Origin of the sequence: Seohaeicola saemankumensis, from assembly GCF_042678485.1 — a bacterium.
In the GTDB taxonomy this organism is placed as follows: Bacteria; Pseudomonadota; Alphaproteobacteria; order Rhodobacterales; family Rhodobacteraceae; genus Seohaeicola; species Seohaeicola saemankumensis.
Genome location: NZ_JBHTKR010000001.1, coordinates 705,891 through 724,025, shown reverse-complemented (window position 1 = coordinate 724,025; position 18,135 = coordinate 705,891). Strand labels below are relative to the sequence as shown.

At 64.4% G+C, this 18,135-nt stretch carries 16 protein-coding genes; 9 read left to right on the top strand and 7 right to left on the bottom strand.

Features of this window, described 5'->3' with window-relative positions; all coding sequences use genetic code 11:
• Positions 1-72: 72 nt before the first annotated feature.
• From ACFQ3C_RS03460 to ilvN, 6 genes are all read left to right on the top strand, one after another.
• A complete protein-coding gene (locus ACFQ3C_RS03460; RefSeq protein WP_380789026.1) occupies positions 73-540 on the top strand; it encodes a YbaK/EbsC family protein in 468 nt (155 codons plus the stop codon).
• A 106-nt stretch (positions 541-646) separates the two neighbouring features.
• Complete coding sequence (locus tag ACFQ3C_RS03455; RefSeq protein WP_380789025.1) at positions 647-1,096, top strand: DUF2852 domain-containing protein; 450 nt, start codon at positions 647-649, stop codon at positions 1,094-1,096.
• A gap of 75 nt (positions 1,097-1,171) precedes the next feature.
• Positions 1,172-1,621 (top strand): RDD family protein, encoded by a 450-nt coding sequence (locus ACFQ3C_RS03450; RefSeq protein ID WP_380789024.1) that lies wholly within the window; start codon positions 1,172-1,174, stop codon positions 1,619-1,621.
• A gap of 188 nt (positions 1,622-1,809) precedes the next feature.
• Positions 1,810-2,631: an arginyltransferase gene (locus tag ACFQ3C_RS03445; RefSeq protein WP_380789023.1), complete on the top strand. Its 822-nt coding sequence runs from the start codon at positions 1,810-1,812 to the stop codon at positions 2,629-2,631.
• 402 nt (positions 2,632-3,033) lie between these two features.
• On the top strand, positions 3,034-4,788 hold the full coding sequence (locus ACFQ3C_RS03440) for an acetolactate synthase 3 large subunit (protein ID WP_380789022.1): 1,755 nt from the start codon (positions 3,034-3,036) through the stop codon (positions 4,786-4,788).
• Positions 4,789-4,841: 53 nt separating this feature from the next.
• Positions 4,842-5,408 carry an acetolactate synthase small subunit gene (gene ilvN / locus ACFQ3C_RS03435; RefSeq protein ID WP_380789021.1) on the top strand — a complete coding sequence of 189 codons (567 nt, stop codon included), beginning with the start codon at positions 4,842-4,844 and terminating at the stop codon, positions 5,406-5,408.
• 72 nt (positions 5,409-5,480) lie between these two features.
• Here ilvN and ACFQ3C_RS03430 read toward each other — a convergent pair whose 3' ends face one another.
• From ACFQ3C_RS03430 to ACFQ3C_RS03405, 6 genes are all read right to left on the bottom strand, one after another.
• Positions 5,481-6,254 (bottom strand): DUF2189 domain-containing protein, encoded by a 774-nt coding sequence (locus ACFQ3C_RS03430; RefSeq protein ID WP_380789020.1) that lies wholly within the window; start codon positions 6,252-6,254, stop codon positions 5,481-5,483.
• Between the two features lie 64 nt (positions 6,255-6,318).
• Positions 6,319-7,749 (bottom strand): amidase, encoded by a 1,431-nt coding sequence (locus tag ACFQ3C_RS03425; RefSeq protein ID WP_380789019.1) that lies wholly within the window; start codon positions 7,747-7,749, stop codon positions 6,319-6,321.
• 66 nt (positions 7,750-7,815) lie between these two features.
• Positions 7,816-8,943, bottom strand: coding sequence for a peptide chain release factor 2 (prfB, locus tag ACFQ3C_RS03420; protein ID WP_380789018.1), 1,128 nt, complete (start codon positions 8,941-8,943; stop codon positions 7,816-7,818).
• Between the two features lie 110 nt (positions 8,944-9,053).
• Entirely contained in the window at positions 9,054-11,594 is a 2,541-nt protein-coding gene (locus ACFQ3C_RS03415; RefSeq protein ID WP_380789017.1) for a penicillin-binding protein 1A, read from the bottom strand.
• A gap of 104 nt (positions 11,595-11,698) precedes the next feature.
• Positions 11,699-12,952, bottom strand: coding sequence for an N-acetylmuramoyl-L-alanine amidase (locus ACFQ3C_RS03410; RefSeq protein ID WP_380789016.1), 1,254 nt, complete (start codon positions 12,950-12,952; stop codon positions 11,699-11,701).
• 112 nt (positions 12,953-13,064) lie between these two features.
• Positions 13,065-14,210 (bottom strand): pyridoxal phosphate-dependent aminotransferase, encoded by a 1,146-nt coding sequence (locus tag ACFQ3C_RS03405; protein WP_380789015.1) that lies wholly within the window; start codon positions 14,208-14,210, stop codon positions 13,065-13,067.
• Between the two features lie 60 nt (positions 14,211-14,270).
• On the opposite strand from ACFQ3C_RS03405, the gene ACFQ3C_RS03400 reads away from it, so the two are divergent.
• From ACFQ3C_RS03400 to ACFQ3C_RS03390, 3 genes are read left to right on the top strand one after another with little or no spacing between them, the layout of a single operon-like run.
• Complete coding sequence (locus tag ACFQ3C_RS03400; RefSeq protein WP_380789014.1) at positions 14,271-15,611, top strand: M48 family metalloprotease; 1,341 nt, start codon at positions 14,271-14,273, stop codon at positions 15,609-15,611.
• Positions 15,612-15,616: 5 nt separating this feature from the next.
• Positions 15,617-16,378 (top strand): DsbA family protein, encoded by a 762-nt coding sequence (locus ACFQ3C_RS03395; RefSeq protein WP_380789013.1) that lies wholly within the window; start codon positions 15,617-15,619, stop codon positions 16,376-16,378.
• Between the two features lie 16 nt (positions 16,379-16,394).
• Complete coding sequence (locus ACFQ3C_RS03390) at positions 16,395-16,919, top strand: disulfide bond formation protein DsbA (RefSeq protein WP_380789012.1); 525 nt, start codon at positions 16,395-16,397, stop codon at positions 16,917-16,919.
• 6 nt (positions 16,920-16,925) lie between these two features.
• Here the strand turns inward: ACFQ3C_RS03390 and ispG are convergent, their stop codons facing one another.
• Positions 16,926-18,065, bottom strand: coding sequence for a flavodoxin-dependent (E)-4-hydroxy-3-methylbut-2-enyl-diphosphate synthase (gene ispG / locus ACFQ3C_RS03385; protein ID WP_380789011.1), 1,140 nt, complete (start codon positions 18,063-18,065; stop codon positions 16,926-16,928).
• Positions 18,066-18,135 lie beyond the last annotated feature (70 nt).

Below are 18,135 nucleotides of genomic sequence, written 5' to 3'. Positions count from 1 at the left end.
GGTCAATGGCGCATCGCAATCCGATAGTGGCGCAAGAAACCGCGCAGACACGAACAGACAGGGACAGACACCATGAGCAAAAGCATGGCACGCGTGCGCCGCGCATTGGAAGATGCAGGGCTGACCGCGGATATCCGCGCACTGGGCGAGGCGCGCACCGCCGCACAGGCCGCCGCCGTGGCGGGCTGCGCGCTGGACCAGATCGCCAAGTCGATCATCTTTGCAGGACAGGACAGCGGCGAAGCCTTGTTGTTCCTGACCGCCGGCGGCAACCAGGTGGACGCCAGCCGCGCCAGCACCCTTGCAGGCGAGGCCCTGGGCAAGGCCGATGCCGCGCTGATCCGCGCGCAAACCGGCTTTGCCATCGGCGGCGTCGCCCCCGTCGGCCACCTGACCAAACCCCGCGCCTTTCTGGATCCGCGCCTGATGGAATTTGCCGTCGTCTGGGCCGCAGCAGGCACGCCGCATCACATATTTCCCATCGCCCCCGCCGATCTGCATCGTCTGACAGGCGCGCAACTGGCTGATTTCACGGCCTGATTCCGTTAATGTAAATTTCTTTCACATTACCCCTTGCAAGCAGGCGGCGCCGTACCGATCTTGGGTATGTGAAAGGAATTAACATCAACCCGAAACGGAGAGCCTCATGAATACCGCACTGCATTATTCCGCCCCCCACACGCCGCCGATGAGCTGGCTGTCCCGCGCCGAGGCCTGGCTTGACGCCAAGGGCAAAGGCGCCTGGATCGCAGCCATGGTGTTGGGGTTCATCTTTGTCTGGCCCCTGGGCCTGGCCCTTCTGGCCTATATGATCTGGAGCAAGCGCATGTTTGGAAAATCCTGCCGCAACCGTTCGATGACCCGTCATGGCATCTCGGCCATGTCCTCTTCGGGCAATACCGCCTTTGACAACTACAAGGCCGACACGCTGCGCCGCCTCGAGGAAGAGCAGCACAACTTCGAAAGCTTCCTGCAGCGCCTGCGCGAAGCCCGCGACAAGGCCGAGTTCGACGAGTTCATGGCCGACCGCGCCCGCGCCGCCGCCGCCCCGCGCAACGCGGAAGACACCACGGGCCAGGACAGCGACAAGGCCTGAGCCTGACCAACACACCGACCGCCGCAGGCCCCGCGCCTGCGGCATTCACCTGATCCCTGTCCCTGCGAGTCACTCATGACCTATCACCCCTTGCCGCTGCCCGATCCCGTGACACAGCCCGAATTCTATGCCGATGTGCCGATGAAACGGCTGCTGGCCTGGCTGGTCGATACCGTACTGATCGCCCTGATCTGCCTGCTGATCTTGCCCTTCACGGCCTTCACCGGGCTGTTTTTCTTTCCGCTGCTGATGCTGGTGGTCGGCTTTACCTACCGGGTGGTCACGATCGCCAACCGCTCTGCCACCTGGGGGATGCGCCTGATGGCGATCGAATTCCGCACGGCGCAGGGCGAAAGATTCGGCCTTGGGCTGGCCACGGTGCATACGCTTGTCACCTCGTTTTCCTTCGCGCTGCCGGTGCTGCAGATCATATCGGTGGTGCTGATGCTGACCACGGCACGCGGTCAGGGCCTGACCGATCATGTGCTGGGCAGCGTCGCGCTGAACCGCGCGGCAGCCGCCTGAGCGGGGCGCGCAAGGCCACCCGCCAGCACGATGACAGCAGGACGACAGCACCCTGACAGCATGATGACACTGGGCTAACAGCGCGCGCGGCCTGGCACCGTACGCGTTGTTAACGTGGTCTTTATTCAACTCTTGGCGGATGGAGACTTCGTTGCTATCGTCCCGATACAGCCGGACCAAGGGATATCATGCGTCACACCCTTCCCATAGCGCCACAATTCTACGTGACGGCACCGCAACCATGCCCCTACCTGGAAGGGCGGATGGAGCGTAAGCTGTTCACCGCACTTCAGGGCGAGGGCGCGGAACGCCTGAACGACAGCCTGTCCAAGCAGGGCTTTCGTCGCTCCCAGAACGTTCTTTACCGCCCCTCATGTTCGGATTGCGCGGCCTGCCTTTCGGCGCGAATCCGGGTGGCCGATTTCCTGCCCTCGCGCAGCCAGAAGCGCACGATCAGGCGCAACGCGCTGCTGGAGCGTCGCGCGACCAGCCCCTGGGCGACCGAGGATCAATATGACCTCTTCCGCCGCTACCTTGACAGCCGGCACGCCGATGGCGGCATGGCCGACATGGATGTGTTCGAATTCGCCGCCATGATCGAGGAGACGCCGATCCGCACCAGGGTGATCGAGTATCACGACACAAGCACACGTGATCTTGCCGCGGTCTGCCTGACCGATGTGCTGGATGACGGTGTCAGCATGGTCTATTCCTTCTACCAGCCTGACCGGTCCGGCGACAGCCTTGGCACCTATATCATCCTGGATCACATCCGCATCGCCCGCGAGGCCGGACTGCCATATGTCTACCTGGGCTACTGGGTCCCCGGCAGCCCCAAGATGGGCTACAAGGCAAAATTCTCGGGGCTGGAGCTTTACGTCGGCGGCAAATGGCAGAAGATGCGCGACCCGGCCGACTATTCCGCCGAGATGCACCCGCTATCGACTGATCCGATCGCGGAACAGGTGGCCAATATCTCGCTTCCCGGATCCGTGCCAGCACGTCCCTGATCCGCCGCTCTGCACAGGTTCCGACTTGGGTTTCGCCATGGGTTTCGCCATGGGGTTCGGGATGGGTCCGGCCATTGTCGCCGCGCGCGCGGCCATTTTGACGCCCTGCGGCAGGCAATTAATTCCTTTCCTGACGTTTCAAGGGCGCAAAACGAAATAAAGATACAAAATAATTCGCCCCCGCGACATTAAATGTGCCCGATTGACGGTTGACGCTGCCGCGCAGCACTCATAATGTCCCGCCACGCACGAAGGAGCCGATGGCAATGACACCGCTAGTGATCATCGTAGGAACATGGCGCATGGGCCGGTAACGGACACCCTCAAGGTACCCCATGCGCCCCCGACAAAATCGGGGGCTTTTTTATGCGAATGGATGACGTCGACAACGGAGCAAAGCACATGACACGTCAGATGACCGGAGCGAGAATGGTGGTTCAGGCCCTCAAGGATCAGGGCGTGGACGTCGTATTCGGATATCCCGGCGGCGCCGTGCTGCCGATTTACGACGAGATCTTCCAGCAGAACGAGATTCAGCACATCCTGGTGCGCCACGAACAGGGCGCCGTGCATGCGGCCGAAGGCTATGCCCGCGCAACCGGCAAGCCGGGCGTGGTGCTGGTGACCTCGGGCCCCGGCGCCACCAACGCGGTCACCGGACTGACCGATGCGCTGATGGACAGCATCCCCATCGTGGTGCTGACAGGGCAGGTGCCGACCTTCATGATCGGCAACGACGCCTTCCAGGAAGCCGATACCGTCGGCATCACGCGGCCCTGCACCAAGCATAACTGGCTGGTCAAGGATACCGAAAAACTGTCCGCGACCCTGCACGAGGCTTTTCATGTCGCCACCGCCGGCCGCCCCGGCCCGGTGCTGGTGGACATCCCCAAGGATGTGCAATTCGCATCCGGCACCTATCAGGCGCCGCAGAAAGGTGGCTCGCGCCGCTATCAGCCACAGGTCAAGGGCGATCTTGAGGCGATCACCGAACTGGTGGCCGCGCTTGAAACCGCAAAGCGCCCGATCTTCTATACCGGCGGCGGCGTCATCAACTCGGGCCCCGCGGCCAGCCAGCTTTTGCGCGAACTGGTCGAGGCAACCGGCTTTCCCATCACATCGACCCTGATGGGCCTGGGCGCCTACCCCGCATCCGGCACCCATTGGCTGGGCATGCTGGGCATGCACGGGCTTTACGAGGCGAACATGGCGATGCATGGCTGCGACCTGATGATCAACATCGGCGCGCGCTTCGATGACCGCATCACCGGCCGCGTCGATGCCTTCAGCCCGAACTCGAAAAAGGTCCATATCGACATCGACCCCTCGTCCATCAACAAGGTGATCCGCGTCGATATTCCGATCGTGGGCGATGTCGCCCATGTTCTGGAAGACATGCTGAAGATCTGGAAGGCGCGCGGCCGCAAGACCAACAAGGAAGGTCTGGCCAAGTGGTGGAACCAGATCAACGAATGGCGCAAGGTCGATTGCCTGAAGTTCGAACAGAAAGGCAAGGTCATCAAGCCGCAATACGCGTTGGCGCGGCTTGAGGCCCTGACCAAGGGGCATGATCGCTATATCTGCACCGAAGTGGGCCAGCACCAGATGTGGGCCGCGCAATACCTGAATTTCGAAGGTCCGAACCGCTGGATGACCAGCGGCGGCCTGGGCACGATGGGCTATGGTTTCCCTGCGTCGATCGGCGTGCAGATGGCGCATCCGGATGCCCTGGTGATCAACGTGGCCGGCGAGGCGTCCTGGCTGATGAACATGCAGGAAATGGGCACCGCGATGCAGTTCAACCTGCCCGTCAAGCAATTCATCCTGAACAACGAACGCCTGGGCATGGTGCGCCAGTGGCAGGAGCTGCTGCATGGCGAGCGCTATTCGCACAGCTGGTCGGAATCCCTGCCCGATTTCGTCAAGCTGGCCGAGGCCTTCGGCTGCAAGGGGATCCTGTGCAAGGACGCCGATGACCTGGACGATGCGATCATGGAAATGATCAATTACGACGGGCCGGTGATCTTCGACTGCCTGGTGGAAAAGCACGAGAACTGCTTCCCCATGATCCCCTCGGGAGAGCCGCACAACAAGATGCTGCTGGGCGAAGCCAGCACCAAGGATGCGATCGGATCGAAAGGTGCCGTGATGGTCTGATCGTTCCCCGGAACATCAGCCCCCTGCCCCTGACGCCATAAAGGACCAAGACCATGTCTGCACTACAGATCAAGAAGGGCTCGACCAAGCATTCGGCCTATAACCTGCGGCCCAATTTCTCGGATGTCGAGGAACGCCACACCCTGGCGGTGATCGTCGACAACGAAGCGGGCGTTCTGGCCCGCGTGATCGGCCTGTTTTCGGGGCGCGGCTACAATATCGAAAGCCTGACCGTGGCCGAGATCGACCACGCCGGCCACCTGAGCCGCATCACCATCGTCACCACCGGCACGCCCCAGGTGATCGAGCAGATCAAGGCGCAGCTGGGCCGGATCGTGCCGGTGCATGATGTGCATGACCTGACCGTGGAAGGCGCCGCGGTCGAGCGTGAACTGGCGCTGTTCAAGGTCGAGGGCACTGGCGACAAACGGGTCGAGGCGCTGCGCCTGGCCGATATCTTCCGCGCCAATGTGGTGGACAGCACGCTGAGCAGTTTCGTGTTCGAGATTACCGGCGCGCCCGAAAAGATCGACGCCTTCGCCGAACTGATGCGGCCCCTGGGCCTGCTGGAAGTGGCGCGGACCGGCGTGGCGGCCCTGTCGCGCGGCGGCGCGGTCTGAAAGCATCCGCCATGAAGGGACAAGGCGCGCAGGCAGATGGCCTTGCGCGCCTTTTTCATGTCTCGGCTGTTTTCAGGTCTCGGCTGTCACCAGCCGGTAAAGATGCCAGGTCGCATGTCCCAGCAGCGGCAGCACCAGGAACAGGCCCAGGAAGGCCGGCAGCATCGCCGCGAAAGTCAGCCCCGCGATCAGCGCGGCCCAGGCCAGCATCGGCACCGGATTGGCCAGCACGACCTGGAAACTGGTGATCATGGCGGTCACGAAATCGACCTCGCGTTCCAGCAGCAGCGGCAGCGCGATGACCGTGATCATGTAGAGCAGCAGCGCGAAGATGCCGCCCACCACCGTGCCTACCGCCAGCATCGCAATCCCGTTCGGCGTCAGAAACACCGCATAAGAGCTTGAGACATTGGTCATCGTCGAAAGACCAAGGAACAGCGCAAAGATCATATGCGCCAGAAAGAACCAGAACAGGAACACCATGATGATGATCGCGCAGATCGAGGGCAGTTGCCGGCGCGACTGGCGCAGCACCACGCCAAGGATCTCGGACATGACCAGCGGTCGGCCCTGTTCGATCCTGCGGCTGACATCGTAAAGCCCTACGGCGGCAAAGGGACCGACCAGCGGAAAACCGACGGCGGCGAAGACCAGCCAATAGGTCTTGCCGGTCACCACGGTCACGCCAGCCAGAACAAGGCCAAGCGCCACGTAGACAGCCGCGAAAAACAGGCCATAGCCGGGGGCGCGACGCATGTCCGCCCAGCCACGCCTGAGCGCTTCGGCCAGCATGGCGGTGCTGACCGGGCCAACATCTGGCAGCCCTTCCTTGGGTGTATCCGGCATGGTCCCTCCCCGTCACATTCCGGTATCTGCGGATGAGACCCGCAAACGGGACAAAAAGCAAGTCTCAGGACAGGGGCGGCGGCATCCGGTTGGGCCAGTCGGTCGCCCGGTGCCAGGCCTGGGCCAGTTGCAGCAGGCCCGCATCATCGCCATGGCGTCCGAAAATCTGCATCCCCATCGGCAGCCCCGCCCCCGCTGTGCCCGCCGCGCCGAAACCCGCGGGCAGGTTGACCGCTGGCAGGCCGATCAGGCTGACCGGGATCACCACCTCCATCCAGCGGTGATAGGTATCCATCGGCTGACCTGCGATATCCTTGGGCCAGTCCCATTCCACCGGGAAGGGCCATAGCTGCGCCGAGGGCAGCACAAGCGCGTCATATGTGTCGAACAATTCGGCGGCCTTGGCATACCAGCGCGAGCGGGTCAGGCTGGCACGGTGGATCTGCAACGGGCTCAGCGACAGACCTGTCTCGATTTCCCAGATCGCCTCGGGTTTCAGAAGCTTGCGCTTGACCGGATCGGAATAGATCGCATCAAGTCGGCCGAGATTGGCAAAGGCGCGCAGGGCCACCCAGCTGTCCCAGATCTCGGAGGCGCTGAACGGCGCATCGACCGCCTCGACGATACAGCCCATGTCGCTGAAACCCGTCAAAGCCCCCTCGATCAGCGGCAGGATCCCCGGCTCCATCGGATAGGCCCCGCCCCAACTGCCCAGCCAGCCGATGCGCCGGCCCTTCACATCGGTGTCGATCCCGTCAAGATAGCGGTCTTTGGGCAGGCCGAAGGGCACTTGGGGGTTGGGTCCGGCCTGCACCTCCAAAAGGGCGGCCATGTCGCGCGGACTGCGCGCCATGGGGCCCAGCGTGGAAAGCGGATGCAGGAAGGTATCGCCCACCGGATCAGCCGGAACACGCCCCCAGCTTGGCCGCATGCCGTAGACATTGCACCAGCCCGCAGGGTTGCGCAGCGATCCCATCATGTCCGACCCGTCAGTCACCGACAGCATCCGCGCCGCCAGCGCCGCCGCCGCCCCGCCGGATGACCCGCCCACGCTGCGCGCCGTGTCATAGGGGTTATGCGTCGCGCCATGCACCGGGTTGAACGTGTGACTGCCCAGCCCGAATTCGGGCGTGTTGGTCTTGCCGATGAACAGGCCCCCCGCCGCGCGCATCCGCGCCACCATCCCGCTATCGGCAGCGGGGATATTCCCGGCAAATGCGGGCGAGCCCATCGAAGAGGGAATACCCGCCACATCGGCCAGATCCTTGACCGCCAGCGGGATCCCATGCAGCCAGCCTTTGCGCGGGGCATCATCGGCGATGCGCGCCTCGGCCAGCAGGCTGTCGGCATCGCGCAGGCTGATCACCGCATTGACCGGACCGTTGACGCGGGCGATCTGGTCCAGCGTCGCCTGCATCAGCTCGACCGCGCTGATCTGGCGCGCCTCAAGCATCGCTGACAATTCCAGCGCGTCGCGGTTCATCAGATCATCCATCGAAAAGCCTCCCTGCCCTTTTGCAGATCAGTTTCGACAGATAACCCGCGCAGGATCAAGCGGAATTCAACCCTCGGCCTGCGCCTCGGCGCGGCTCTTGCCCGACACGTCCATGGCCAGGGTCGCGGCCATCAGCCCGTCCAGATCACCGTCCAGAACGCCGCCCGTATCCGACGTCTCGAAGCCGGTCCGCAGATCCTTCACCATCTGGTAGGGCTGCAACACATAGGACCGGATCTGGTTGCCCCATCCGGCCTCGCCCTTGGCGGCATGCGCCTCGTTGATGGCGGCGTTGCGCTTGTCCAGTTCCAGCTGGTAGAGGCGCGATTTCAGCGCCTTCATGGCGATGTCACGGTTCTGGTGCTGCGATTTTTCCGAACTGGTCACGACGATCCCGGTCGGCAGGTGCGTGATCCGCACCGCCGAATCGGTGGTGTTCACGTGCTGCCCGCCCGCCCCCGAGGACCGGTAGGTGTCGATGCGGATGTCGTTAGGCGCGACTTCGATCTCGATATTGTCGTCCACCACCGGATAGACCCAGACCGACGAGAACGAGGTATGCCGCCGCGCCGCGCTGTCATAGGGGCTGATGCGGACAAGACGGTGCACGCCCGATTCCGACTTCATCCAGCCATAGGCGTTATGCCCCGAGATCTTGTAGACGACCGATTTGATCCCCGCTTCTTCGCCGGGGCTTTGGGCCTGCATTTCCACCTTGTAGCCCTTGCGCTCGGCCCAGCGGACATACATCCGCGCCAGAATGCTGGCCCAGTCGCAGCTTTCGGTGCCGCCCGCGCCTGCATTGATTTCCAGAAAGGCGTCGTTGCCATCGGCCTCGCCATCCAGCAGCGCCTCAAGCTCCTTTTCGGCGGCCTTGACCTTGAGCGCCTTCAGCGCGGCCTCGGCATCCTTGACGACCTCGGCATCGTCTTCCATCTCGCCCAGTTCGATCAGGTCGATGTTGTCCTGCAACTCCTGCGCGATGCCCTTGACCGTGTCGATCGCATCGACAAGGTTCTGGCGGTCGCGCATCAGGGCCTGCGCCTTTTCGGGATCGTCCCACAGGGTCGGATCCTCGACCCTGGCATTGAATTCCTCAAGCCGGTGGGGGGCCATGTCCCAATCCATGCGCTGGCGCAGCAGCTCCAGCGATTTCTGGATCTCGGCAATCGTGTTCTGAACCTCGGCGCGCATGGGTCTTCCTGCTGGATGGATCACGGGGATGGATCGAATGATCGCCCCGCCTGATAGACCAGCCATCGCGCCGGGGCAAGCGGGAGGCCCGGATCGGGCCAGCACGCGCGCTAGTAAAGGCCGCCCGACGACACGGTGCCGAAATCGGCCTTGGGCCCGACCGTGGCCGTCTGCCCCGTCGATGTGGTGACCTGACGACCGGCGCGTTCCTGCGCCTCCTGCACCAGTGGCAGGTTCGAGCCCATGGCGAAACCGCCATCGAACATCAAGCCGAAGACGGGTTCTTCGCCATCGCGGAAATATTCGGCCACGACATAATCACCCGAGGCGTCATCGGGCAGCGGCGAACCGGTGAAACGGTCGATCTTGATGAAACGGCCACCCGGCGGCACGGCAAAGGGGCCACCGCCATATTTTTCGGTCGCCTTTTTCATGAACTCCTGGAACACGGGTCCGCACATCCCCCCGCCCGAGGCACCGCGCCCCAGCGGGCGTGGCTGATCGTATCCGATATAACAGCCGGCCACGATGTTGCTGGTGAAGCCGACGAACCAGACATCCTTGGAATCGTTGGTTGTGCCGGTCTTGCCCGCCACAGGCACATCCAGCCCGACCGTGCGCGCCGCGGTGCCGCGTTCGACAACCCCCGTCATCATCGAAGTCAGCTGATAGGCGGTGATCGCGTTCATCACCCGCTCGCGGTTCGTCTCGATCCGCGGGGCCTGCCCCTGCGGGATGCCGGGCACCAGGCAATCGACGCAATTGCGCTGGTCATGGCGATAGATCGTGCGCCCGAAACGGTCCTGCACCCGGTCCACCAGGGTGGGCTGCACCCTTTCGCCACCATTGGCGAACATCGCATAGGCCGCGACCATCTGGAACAGGGTCGTCTCCTCGGACCCCAGCGAATTGGCCAGGAACCGGCCCATGTTGTCATAGACGCCGAATTTCTCGGCATATTCGGCGACAATATCCATGCCCACTTCCTGCGCCAGGCGGATCGTCATCAGGTTGCGCGATTGTTCGATGCCGGTACGCAGCGGCGTCGGTCCGTAATACTGGTTCGACGAGTTGCGCGGCCGCCACAGACCCTGGGGCGTGTTGATCTCGATCGGGGCATCCACCACGATCGTGGCCGGGCTATATCCGCTGTCCAGCGCCGCGGCATAGACGAAAGGCTTGAAACTCGACCCGGGCTGCCGGCGCGCCTGCGTGGCGCGGTTGAACACCGAATCCTGGTAGCTGAAGCCGCCCTGCATGGCGATGACGCGGCCGGTATTGACGTCCATCGCCATGAAACCGCCCTGCACCTCGGGCACCTGGCGCAGGCTCCAGCGCAGGAAACTGCCGTCCCCATCGGCGGTGATGGCGCGCACCAGAACGATATCGCCCACCTCCAGCAGGTCGGCAGGCGCTTGCGCGCGCCGGGCCAGCGTGCCGTTCTCAAGCCGCTTGCGCGCCCAGGTCACGTCATTGGCCTCGATCACGTGATCCTCGCCGGGCTGATCCTCGATCCCGAGACGCGCGCGGCCACCCGACAGTTCCAGCACGACGGCGGGGAACCACTCTGCGTTCAGGTCGATGTCGCGTGGCACTTCGGCCAGGGCCAGTGCTGCGCGCCAGTCGCCCATCTGGTCCGGTGTCAGCTTGCGCCCCGTTCCGCGCCAGATGCCGCCCTCGCGATCATAGGTTTCCAGCGCACGGCGCAGGGCGCGCGCGGCTTCCACCTGCATATCGGGGTCGATCGTGGCGCGTACGGTCATGCCGCCGGAAAAGAATTCTTCCTCGCCGAAATCGACGGACAGCTGCCGGCGGATCTCGTCGGTGAAATAGTCGCGCGGCGGCAAGGCCGAGCGGAAGGTTTCGAAATCGCCCGCCTGAACCGAGCGCAGCGGCATCGCCACCTCGGCCTGATAGACGGCTTCGGTCAGGTATCCGTTCTCGAACATCTCGCGCAGCACGAAATTGCGCCGCGACAGCAGCCTGTCGGCACGACGCACCGGGTGGTAATCCGACGGCGCCTTGGGCAATGACGCCAGGAACGCCGCCTCATGCGGGGCCAATTCGCGCAGCGGTTTGTTGAAATAGGTCGAGGCCGCCGCCGTCACCCCATAGGAGTTCTGACCCAGGAAAATCTCGTTGAGATAGAGTTCGAGGATGCGTTCCTTGCTCAGCGTCTCTTCCAGGCGCGTGGCCAGGATGATTTCCTTGATCTTGCGTTCTGCGGCGCGTTCGCCACCCAGCAGGAAGTTTTTCATCACCTGCTGCGTGATGGTCGAGGCGCCGCGCACATCCTTCCCGCGCGAGGCCACGGCATCATAGGCCGCAGCGGCGATACCGCGCGCATCATAGCCTTTGTGCGTATAGAAATTCTTGTCCTCGGCCGAAATGAAAGCCTGCTTGACCAGGTCCGGGATCTCGGACGCCGGGGTAAACAGGCGCCGTTCCTTGGCGAATTCGTCGATGATCCGCCCCTCGGCCGAATAGATGCGGCTGATCGTGGGGGGCGTGTATTGCGCCAGGCTTTCATGGCTGGGCAGGTCGCGGCCATAGATATAGAACACCGCGCCAATGCTGAGCGCCACGGCAAAGATGCCGAGCGTCACGAAGGTGAATAACCCGCCAAGGGTGGAAAGGATGAATCTGATCACACGGCGCCTCTGAACAAGTCGTTACATTCTATAGCCGCCGACCGCGACAGGGTCAAAACAAGAACCCGCGACCACTGGCGGTGATCCGCCCGCGGCCCCAAGGCCTATTGCCGCACCAGGTCAGACAGGATCGCATCCTCGGCCACCCAGAGCGTCAGCCCTTCGCGGATCGCCTCGGCCATGTGCAGCCGCCACTCCGGATCGCGCAGGTTCTTCAGGTCGCGCGGGCTGGACAGGAACCCCACCTCCAGCAGGATCGACGGGATATCGGCGGCCTTGAGCACTGAAAAGGCCGCGTGCCGCACCGGCCGGCTGTTGAGCGGCAATTCCGCCCCGCGAATGCCTGCAACCAGCGCCTGCGCCAGCCGTTCGGCGCGCGGCTGGGTTTCCTGCCGCGCCAGGTCCATCAGGATGCCGGCAACCTGGTCATCCTGCCCGGTCAGGTCGATGCCCGCCAGCAGGTCGTCGCGGTCATGCCGTTCCGCCAGCGTGGCCGAGGCCGCGTCCGAGGCGCTGTCGGCCAGCAGATGCACCGTCGCGCCATGCGCCTGCCCCTCGGACAGCGCATCCGCATGCAACGAGATGAAGACCTGCCCCCCCGCCGAATGCGCGATCGCCACGCGCCGATCCAGCGAGACGAAACTGTCATCCGTGCGCGTCAGCACCACCTCGAAATTGCCGTCGCGCAGCAGAACCTCCTGCAATTCGCGCGCGAAGGTCAGCATCATGTCCTTCTCGGTCAACCCGTCACGCTCGGCGCCGGGGTCGATGCCGCCATGGCCGGGGTCCAGCACGACGATCAGCGGCCCCTCGCCCACGCGGGGCCGGGCGGTCCGGTCCACCGGCGCGGGCGCAGGCAGATCGAACGCGGGATCGTGCGGCGCCCCCGACTGGGCCGCGAACTCTGCATCGCTGCCCGCGCGCAGCACCACCCGCAGCAACGCCGCCCCGGTGACGGGATCGACACGCAGGCCGGCCTGATCCAGGATCATGGGGCGCGTCAGATCAACGACCATGCGCGACCAGCCCGGCCGCACCGCGCCGAACCGCAGGCCCGCCACATCGGCCACCTGCCCCAGCGCATCGGGCGTCAACCCCTGCCAGTCCACCTCGCGGAAATCCAGCACCAGACGGCGCGGCACCGCGCCCGCCGCCTCCAGCGTATAGGCACGGTAGGGCACGCCCTGTGACAGCTCCAGCTCCAGCGTGACGCTGTCCCCGGCTTGCGCAAGGCGGCTCTGGGCCGGATCGACACGTGCCAGCGCGCTGAAACCGGCGGACTGGGCCTGCACCGCGGCGGCCAGCCCCATCCCCCACAGCAGCGCAACCGCTGCGATCACCCTTACCAGTCTGCTCATATGCCTCGTTCCGGCTGCTTTGTGGCAGGGTATACCACGGGCGCGCGCCATGCACATGACGATTTGTCCAGGAACCGGATGGCAAATACCCGGCAGGCCAGATCCCGGGGCATCACCCGCGCGCGGCCATGAACCGCTGCAACCGCGCCAGCCCCTCGACGATATCGGCCGTGGCCCGCGCATAGGAGAAGCGCAGCGTGCCGCCGCCGCGCACCGGGTCGAAATCCAGCCCCGGCGTCACGGCCACGCCTGCCTTGTCCAGGATTTCCGCCGCAAAGGCGCGGCTGTCATCGGTCAGGTCGCTGACATCGGCATAGACATAAAAGGCGCCATCAGGCGGGGCGATCCGGTCGAACCCCGCGCGCGGCAGCCCCTCAAGCATCAGGCGGCGATTCTCGCGGTAGACATCCATGTTGGCCTGCAATTCAGCTTCGCACTCCATCGCGGCCAGTGCCGCGATCTGGCTGGCATGGGGCGGGCAGATGAACATGTTCTGCGCGATCCGTTCGATGATGCGCACATGATCGGGCGGCACCACCATCCAGCCCACGCGCCAGCCGGTCATGCTGAAATACTTGGAAAACGAGTTGATCACATAGACATCATCACTGATCTCAAGCGCGGTCACGGCTTTCGCCTCGTATTCGATGCCGTGATAGATCTCGTCGCTGATGAAGGCGGCCCCAGCCCCCTGGGCGGCATGGATCAGCGCGGCCAGCGCATCGCGGTCCAGCATCGTGCCGGTGGGATTGGCGGGCGAGGCCACCATCAGCCCGGCCAGGTCAAGCCCTGCGAAATCCGCCGCCACCGGCTGAAACCGGTTTGCGGCCGAGGTGGGCAGATCAACGGGTTGCAGCCCCAGCGCGCGCAGGATCTGGCGGTAGCTGGGATAGCCGGGCGCGCCAATGCCGACCTTGTCGCCACTGTCGAACAGCGCCGTGAACGCCAGGATGAAAGCCCCCGATGACCCCGAGGTGACAACAACGCGCGCGGGATCCAGATCAACTCCGTACCATTCACCGTAAAGCCGCGCGATGCGCGCGCGCAGCGCCGGCAGACCCAGCGCCACGGTATATCCCAGCGCATCGGTCTGCATCGCCTGCACCAGGGCATCCCGCGCCCCTTGCGGCGCGGGTGTTCCCGGCTGGCCCACCTCCATGTGGATGATGTGCCGGCCTGCCGCCTCGGCGGCGCGCGCCGCCTCCATCACATCCATCACAATGAAGGGATCAACCGCCCCGCGCCTTGAGTTTCGCATCGCTTCTTTCCTATGCTGCCCGTTGAGGCGGCAATTCACAGGGAAATGGCGGGCAGGTCAATGCAGAGGCGCGAACGGCAGCTTGGACATCTGATCGCGACGGCGGTGATCTGGCTGGCGATGACCCTGCAGGCCGGGGCCGCGACGCTGATCCGCGATGCCGACCTGGAACATGCCCTGTCCGAACTGGCGCGCCCGGTCCTGCAGGCCGCGGGCCTGTCGCCCAATACGGTGCGGGTGCTGATCATCCAGGACGACACGATGAACGCCTTCATCGTCGACAACAGTCACATCTTCATCCATTCGGGCCTGCTGCTGCGGATGAAAACCGCCGCCATGCTGCAATCGGTGATCGCCCATGAGGCCGCGCATATCGCGAACGGGCATATGGCGCGGCGCGCGCAGAACCTGCAACGGGCCAATACGATCTCGGGGCTGGGGGTTGCCCTGGCCGCAGCCGCCGCCGTGGCTTCGGGTCGCGGCGATGCTGCGGCGGGTCTGGGGCTTGGCGTTCGGGGATCGGCGCAACGCATCTTCATGTCGCACACGCGGGCCGAAGAAAGCGCCGCCGACAGCGACGGCCTGCGCTACATGGAACGTGCGGGCCTGGACACGCAGGGCTTTTCGGACGTGCTGAACATCTTTCGCGGGCAGGAAATGCTGTCGCAGGGGCGGCAGGACCCCTATGCCCGCACGCATCCGCTGTCACGTGACCGCCTGCGCGCGGTCGAGGCCTATATCCAGGCCCGCCGGGGCGAGGTGAAACCCGATCCCGATGCCGCCTACTGGTTCGCCCGGATCGACGGCAAGCTGTCGGCCTTCCTGCGCGCGCCACGCTGGACGCTGGACCGGCTGGACCGCAGCGGAACCGCCGATATCGCCCTGATGCGCGAGGCCGTGGCCTGGCACCGCACACCTGACCCGGCCCGCGCCATTGCCGCCGCCGACCGTCTGGTGGCGATGCGGCCCAATGACCCATTCGCGCATGACCTGCGCGGCCAGATCCTGCTGGAAAGCCGTCAGTTTCCGGCAGCCGTGGCCGCCTATCGCAAAGCCGCCGACCTGGCCCCGCGCGACGCGCTGATCCAGGCGGGGTATGGCCGTGCGCTGCTGGCGGCGGGACAGCCCAAGGCCGCGCTGGGTCCGCTGACCGCCGCGCGCGACCGGGATTTCCGCAATGCCGCGATGCTGCGCGACCTGGCCGTGGCCTATGCCAAGACCGGACAGGAAGGCATGGCCGCGCTGGTCACGGCCGAACGTTTCGCCCTTCAGGGCCGCCTGCCCGACGCGCTGATCCATGCCAATCGGGCAGTGGGCCTTTTGCCGCGGGGATCGGCCCCTTTCAATCGCGCGCAGGATGTGGTCTTTGCCGCCGAAGCCGCCGCCAAACAACGGAGATGAAATTCATGACGCCCCTTTTCCGCGCAGCAACCTTCGGGATGGCTTTCGCCGGTCTTGCCCTCGCCGCCCCGGCGCAGGCCTTCGACATCACCGACATGTCCGAGACCGAGCGCAGCACCCTGCGCGACGAGATCCGCGCCTATCTTCTGGACAATCCCGAAGTGATCATGGAGGCGGTGGCCATCCTTGAACAGCGCCAGGCCGACGCGCAGGCTATGGGCGACGTGGAAATGGTCCGCGCCAATAGCGAGGCGCTGCTCAATGACGGGCATTCCTGGGTGGGCGGCAATCCCGACGGCGACATCACCCTGATCGAGTTCACCGATTATCGCTGCAGCTTCTGCCGCCGCGCCCATCCCGAGGTGGAGCAACTGCTGGAATCCGATGGCAATATCCGCTTCATCCTCAAGGAATTCCCGATCCTGGGCGAAGAATCCGTGCTGTCCTCGCGCTTTGCGATCGCGGTCAAGCAGATCGCGGGTGACGATGCCTACAAGGCCGCGCATGACATGCTGATCAGCTACCGTGGCAACATCACCCCCGAAGCGCTGGAGCGGATGGCCGGTGAACTGGATCTGGATGCCGCGGCGATCACGGCGCAAATGACCAGCGACGAGGTCACACAGGTCATCGCGGCCAATCACGCGCTGGCCGGCCGGCTTCAGATCAGCGGCACGCCGACCTTCGTGCTGCAAGACCAGTTGCTGCGCGGCTACATGCCCCTTGCCGACATGCAGCGCCTTGTCGCCGAAGCCCGCAAGGACTGAGCGCGGGCAGACAGGAATGTTCACTTCGACACAATGGGTCCGCGCGGTTATCTGCTGCGCGTGCCTGTCGTCCGGCCTGACCCTGCGGGCGGACCCCGCCCTGTTCACCCCGCAGGAGCGTGCCGCCCTTGGGGCCGAGATCCGCAAGCTTCTGCTGGACGAACCCGATCTGGTGGCCCGTGCCCTTGCGCCGCCATCGCCCTACCAGGCAGCCGTGGATGACGACATGGCGCGGCTTGAACGGCTTGGCCCGCGTCTTTTCGATCCCGCACAGGACGGTTTCGGCCCGGTCACGGCCCAAAGGCGCATCGCGCTGTTCACGGATGAGGATTGCACCGATTGCGATCAGGCCCTGGCGGACCTGCGCGCGATGGCTGCGGTTCATGATCTGCGGGTCACCCTGTTCAGCCTGTCGGATCCCGATGCTGCGGCCCTGGCGGCCGACCTGGAACTGTCAGACATGCCGGCCTATGTGCTGCCGCAGATGATGTTGCAGGGGCATATCCCGCCGGTGGTGCTGGACCGCTACCTGACCCGCTGAACGCGCCTATTCCGCCGCTTCGGTCGTGGCCTCGGCCTTTTTCTCGGTCTCGATCGCTTCGGCGCGCTTTTCGACCTGTTCGACGATATGGTCGATCATCTGGTCATTGCCCAGCTTGTGGCTTTGCTTGCCCGCCAGATAGACCATGCCCGACCCTGCCCCGCCGCCGGTGAACCCGACATCGGTCATCAGCGCCTCGCCCGGACCGTTCACGACGCAGCCGATGATGCTCAGGCTCATGGGCGTCTTGATATGTTCCAGCCGCTTTTCAAGGATTTCGACAGTCTTGATCACGTCAAACCCCTGCCGCGCGCAGGACGGGCAAGAGATGATGTTGACCCCGCGATGGCGCAGCCCCAGCGACTTGAGGATCTCGAACCCGACCTTGACCTCCTGCACCGGATCGGCAGATAGCGAGACGCGGATCGTGTCGCCAATGCCCATCCACAACAGGTTGCCCAGGCCAATGGCAGACTTGATCGTGCCGGACACGAATCCCCCCGCCTCGGTGATGCCCAGGTGGATCGGTGCATCGGTCGCCTCGGCCAGTTGCTGATAGGCGGCAGCGGCCATGAAGACGTCACTGGCCTTCACGCTGATCTTGAACTCGTGAAAATCGTTGTCCTGCAGGATCCTGATGTGATCCATGCCGGATTCCACCATCGCATCGGGGCAAGGCTCGCCGTATTTGTCCAGCAGGTGCTTTTCCAGCGACCCCGCGTTGACGCCGATCCGGATCGAACAGTTGTTGTCCCGTGCAGCCTTGATCACCTCGCGCACGCGGGCGGCATCGCCGATATTGCCGGGGTTGATCCGCAGGCAGGCCGCCCCCGCCTCGGCGGCTTCGATCCCGCGTTTGTAGTGGAAATGGATATCCGCCACGATCGGCACATCGACCTCGCGCACGATCTGACGCAGGGCGCGTGAACTTTCCTGATCGGGCACCGAGACGCGCACGATATCTGCCCCCGCCTCGGCGGCGGCGTTGATCTGCGCGACAGTCGCGGCCACATCGGTGGTCAGCGTGTTCGTCATCGTCTGCACCGAGATCGGCGCATCGCCCCCCACGGCCACACGACCCACATGGATCTGGCGGCTCTTGCGGCGATAGATATTGCGCCAGGGGCGGATGTGGTTGAGGGACATCGGGAATTTCCTGTTCGCGAGCGGCGCCATCACGCCTGTTGGCATGATCATATCGCGCGACAGACCGCGC

What these genes read in the sequence shown, in the direction of transcription:
- ACFQ3C_RS03450 (WP_380789024.1), top strand. Translation starts at nt 1,172, where the DNA reads ATGACCTATCACCCCTTGCCGCTGCCCGATCCCGTGACACAGCCCGAA.
- ACFQ3C_RS03425 (WP_380789019.1), bottom strand. Translation starts at nt 7,749, where the DNA reads ATGGATGATCTGATGAACCGCGACGCGCTGGAATTGTCAGCGATGCTT.
- ACFQ3C_RS03405 (WP_380789015.1), bottom strand. Translation starts at nt 14,210, where the DNA reads ATGCGAAACTCAAGGCGCGGGGCGGTTGATCCCTTCATTGTGATGGAT.
- ACFQ3C_RS03440 (WP_380789022.1), top strand. Translation starts at nt 3,034, where the DNA reads ATGACACGTCAGATGACCGGAGCGAGAATGGTGGTTCAGGCCCTCAAG.
- ispG (WP_380789011.1), bottom strand. Translation starts at nt 18,065, where the DNA reads ATGTCCCTCAACCACATCCGCCCCTGGCGCAATATCTATCGCCGCAAG.
- ACFQ3C_RS03455 (WP_380789025.1), top strand. Translation starts at nt 647, where the DNA reads ATGAATACCGCACTGCATTATTCCGCCCCCCACACGCCGCCGATGAGC.
- ACFQ3C_RS03395 (WP_380789013.1), top strand. Translation starts at nt 15,617, where the DNA reads ATGACGCCCCTTTTCCGCGCAGCAACCTTCGGGATGGCTTTCGCCGGT.
- ACFQ3C_RS03410 (WP_380789016.1), bottom strand. Translation starts at nt 12,952, where the DNA reads ATGAGCAGACTGGTAAGGGTGATCGCAGCGGTTGCGCTGCTGTGGGGG.
- ACFQ3C_RS03460 (WP_380789026.1), top strand. Translation starts at nt 73, where the DNA reads ATGAGCAAAAGCATGGCACGCGTGCGCCGCGCATTGGAAGATGCAGGG.
- ACFQ3C_RS03430 (WP_380789020.1), bottom strand. Translation starts at nt 6,254, where the DNA reads ATGCCGGATACACCCAAGGAAGGGCTGCCAGATGTTGGCCCGGTCAGC.
- prfB (WP_380789018.1), bottom strand. Translation starts at nt 8,943, where the DNA reads ATGCGCGCCGAGGTTCAGAACACGATTGCCGAGATCCAGAAATCGCTG.
- ACFQ3C_RS03400 (WP_380789014.1), top strand. Translation starts at nt 14,271, where the DNA reads ATGCAGAGGCGCGAACGGCAGCTTGGACATCTGATCGCGACGGCGGTG.
- ACFQ3C_RS03445 (WP_380789023.1), top strand. Translation starts at nt 1,810, where the DNA reads ATGCGTCACACCCTTCCCATAGCGCCACAATTCTACGTGACGGCACCG.
- ilvN (WP_380789021.1), top strand. Translation starts at nt 4,842, where the DNA reads ATGTCTGCACTACAGATCAAGAAGGGCTCGACCAAGCATTCGGCCTAT.
- ACFQ3C_RS03390 (WP_380789012.1), top strand. Translation starts at nt 16,395, where the DNA reads ATGTTCACTTCGACACAATGGGTCCGCGCGGTTATCTGCTGCGCGTGC.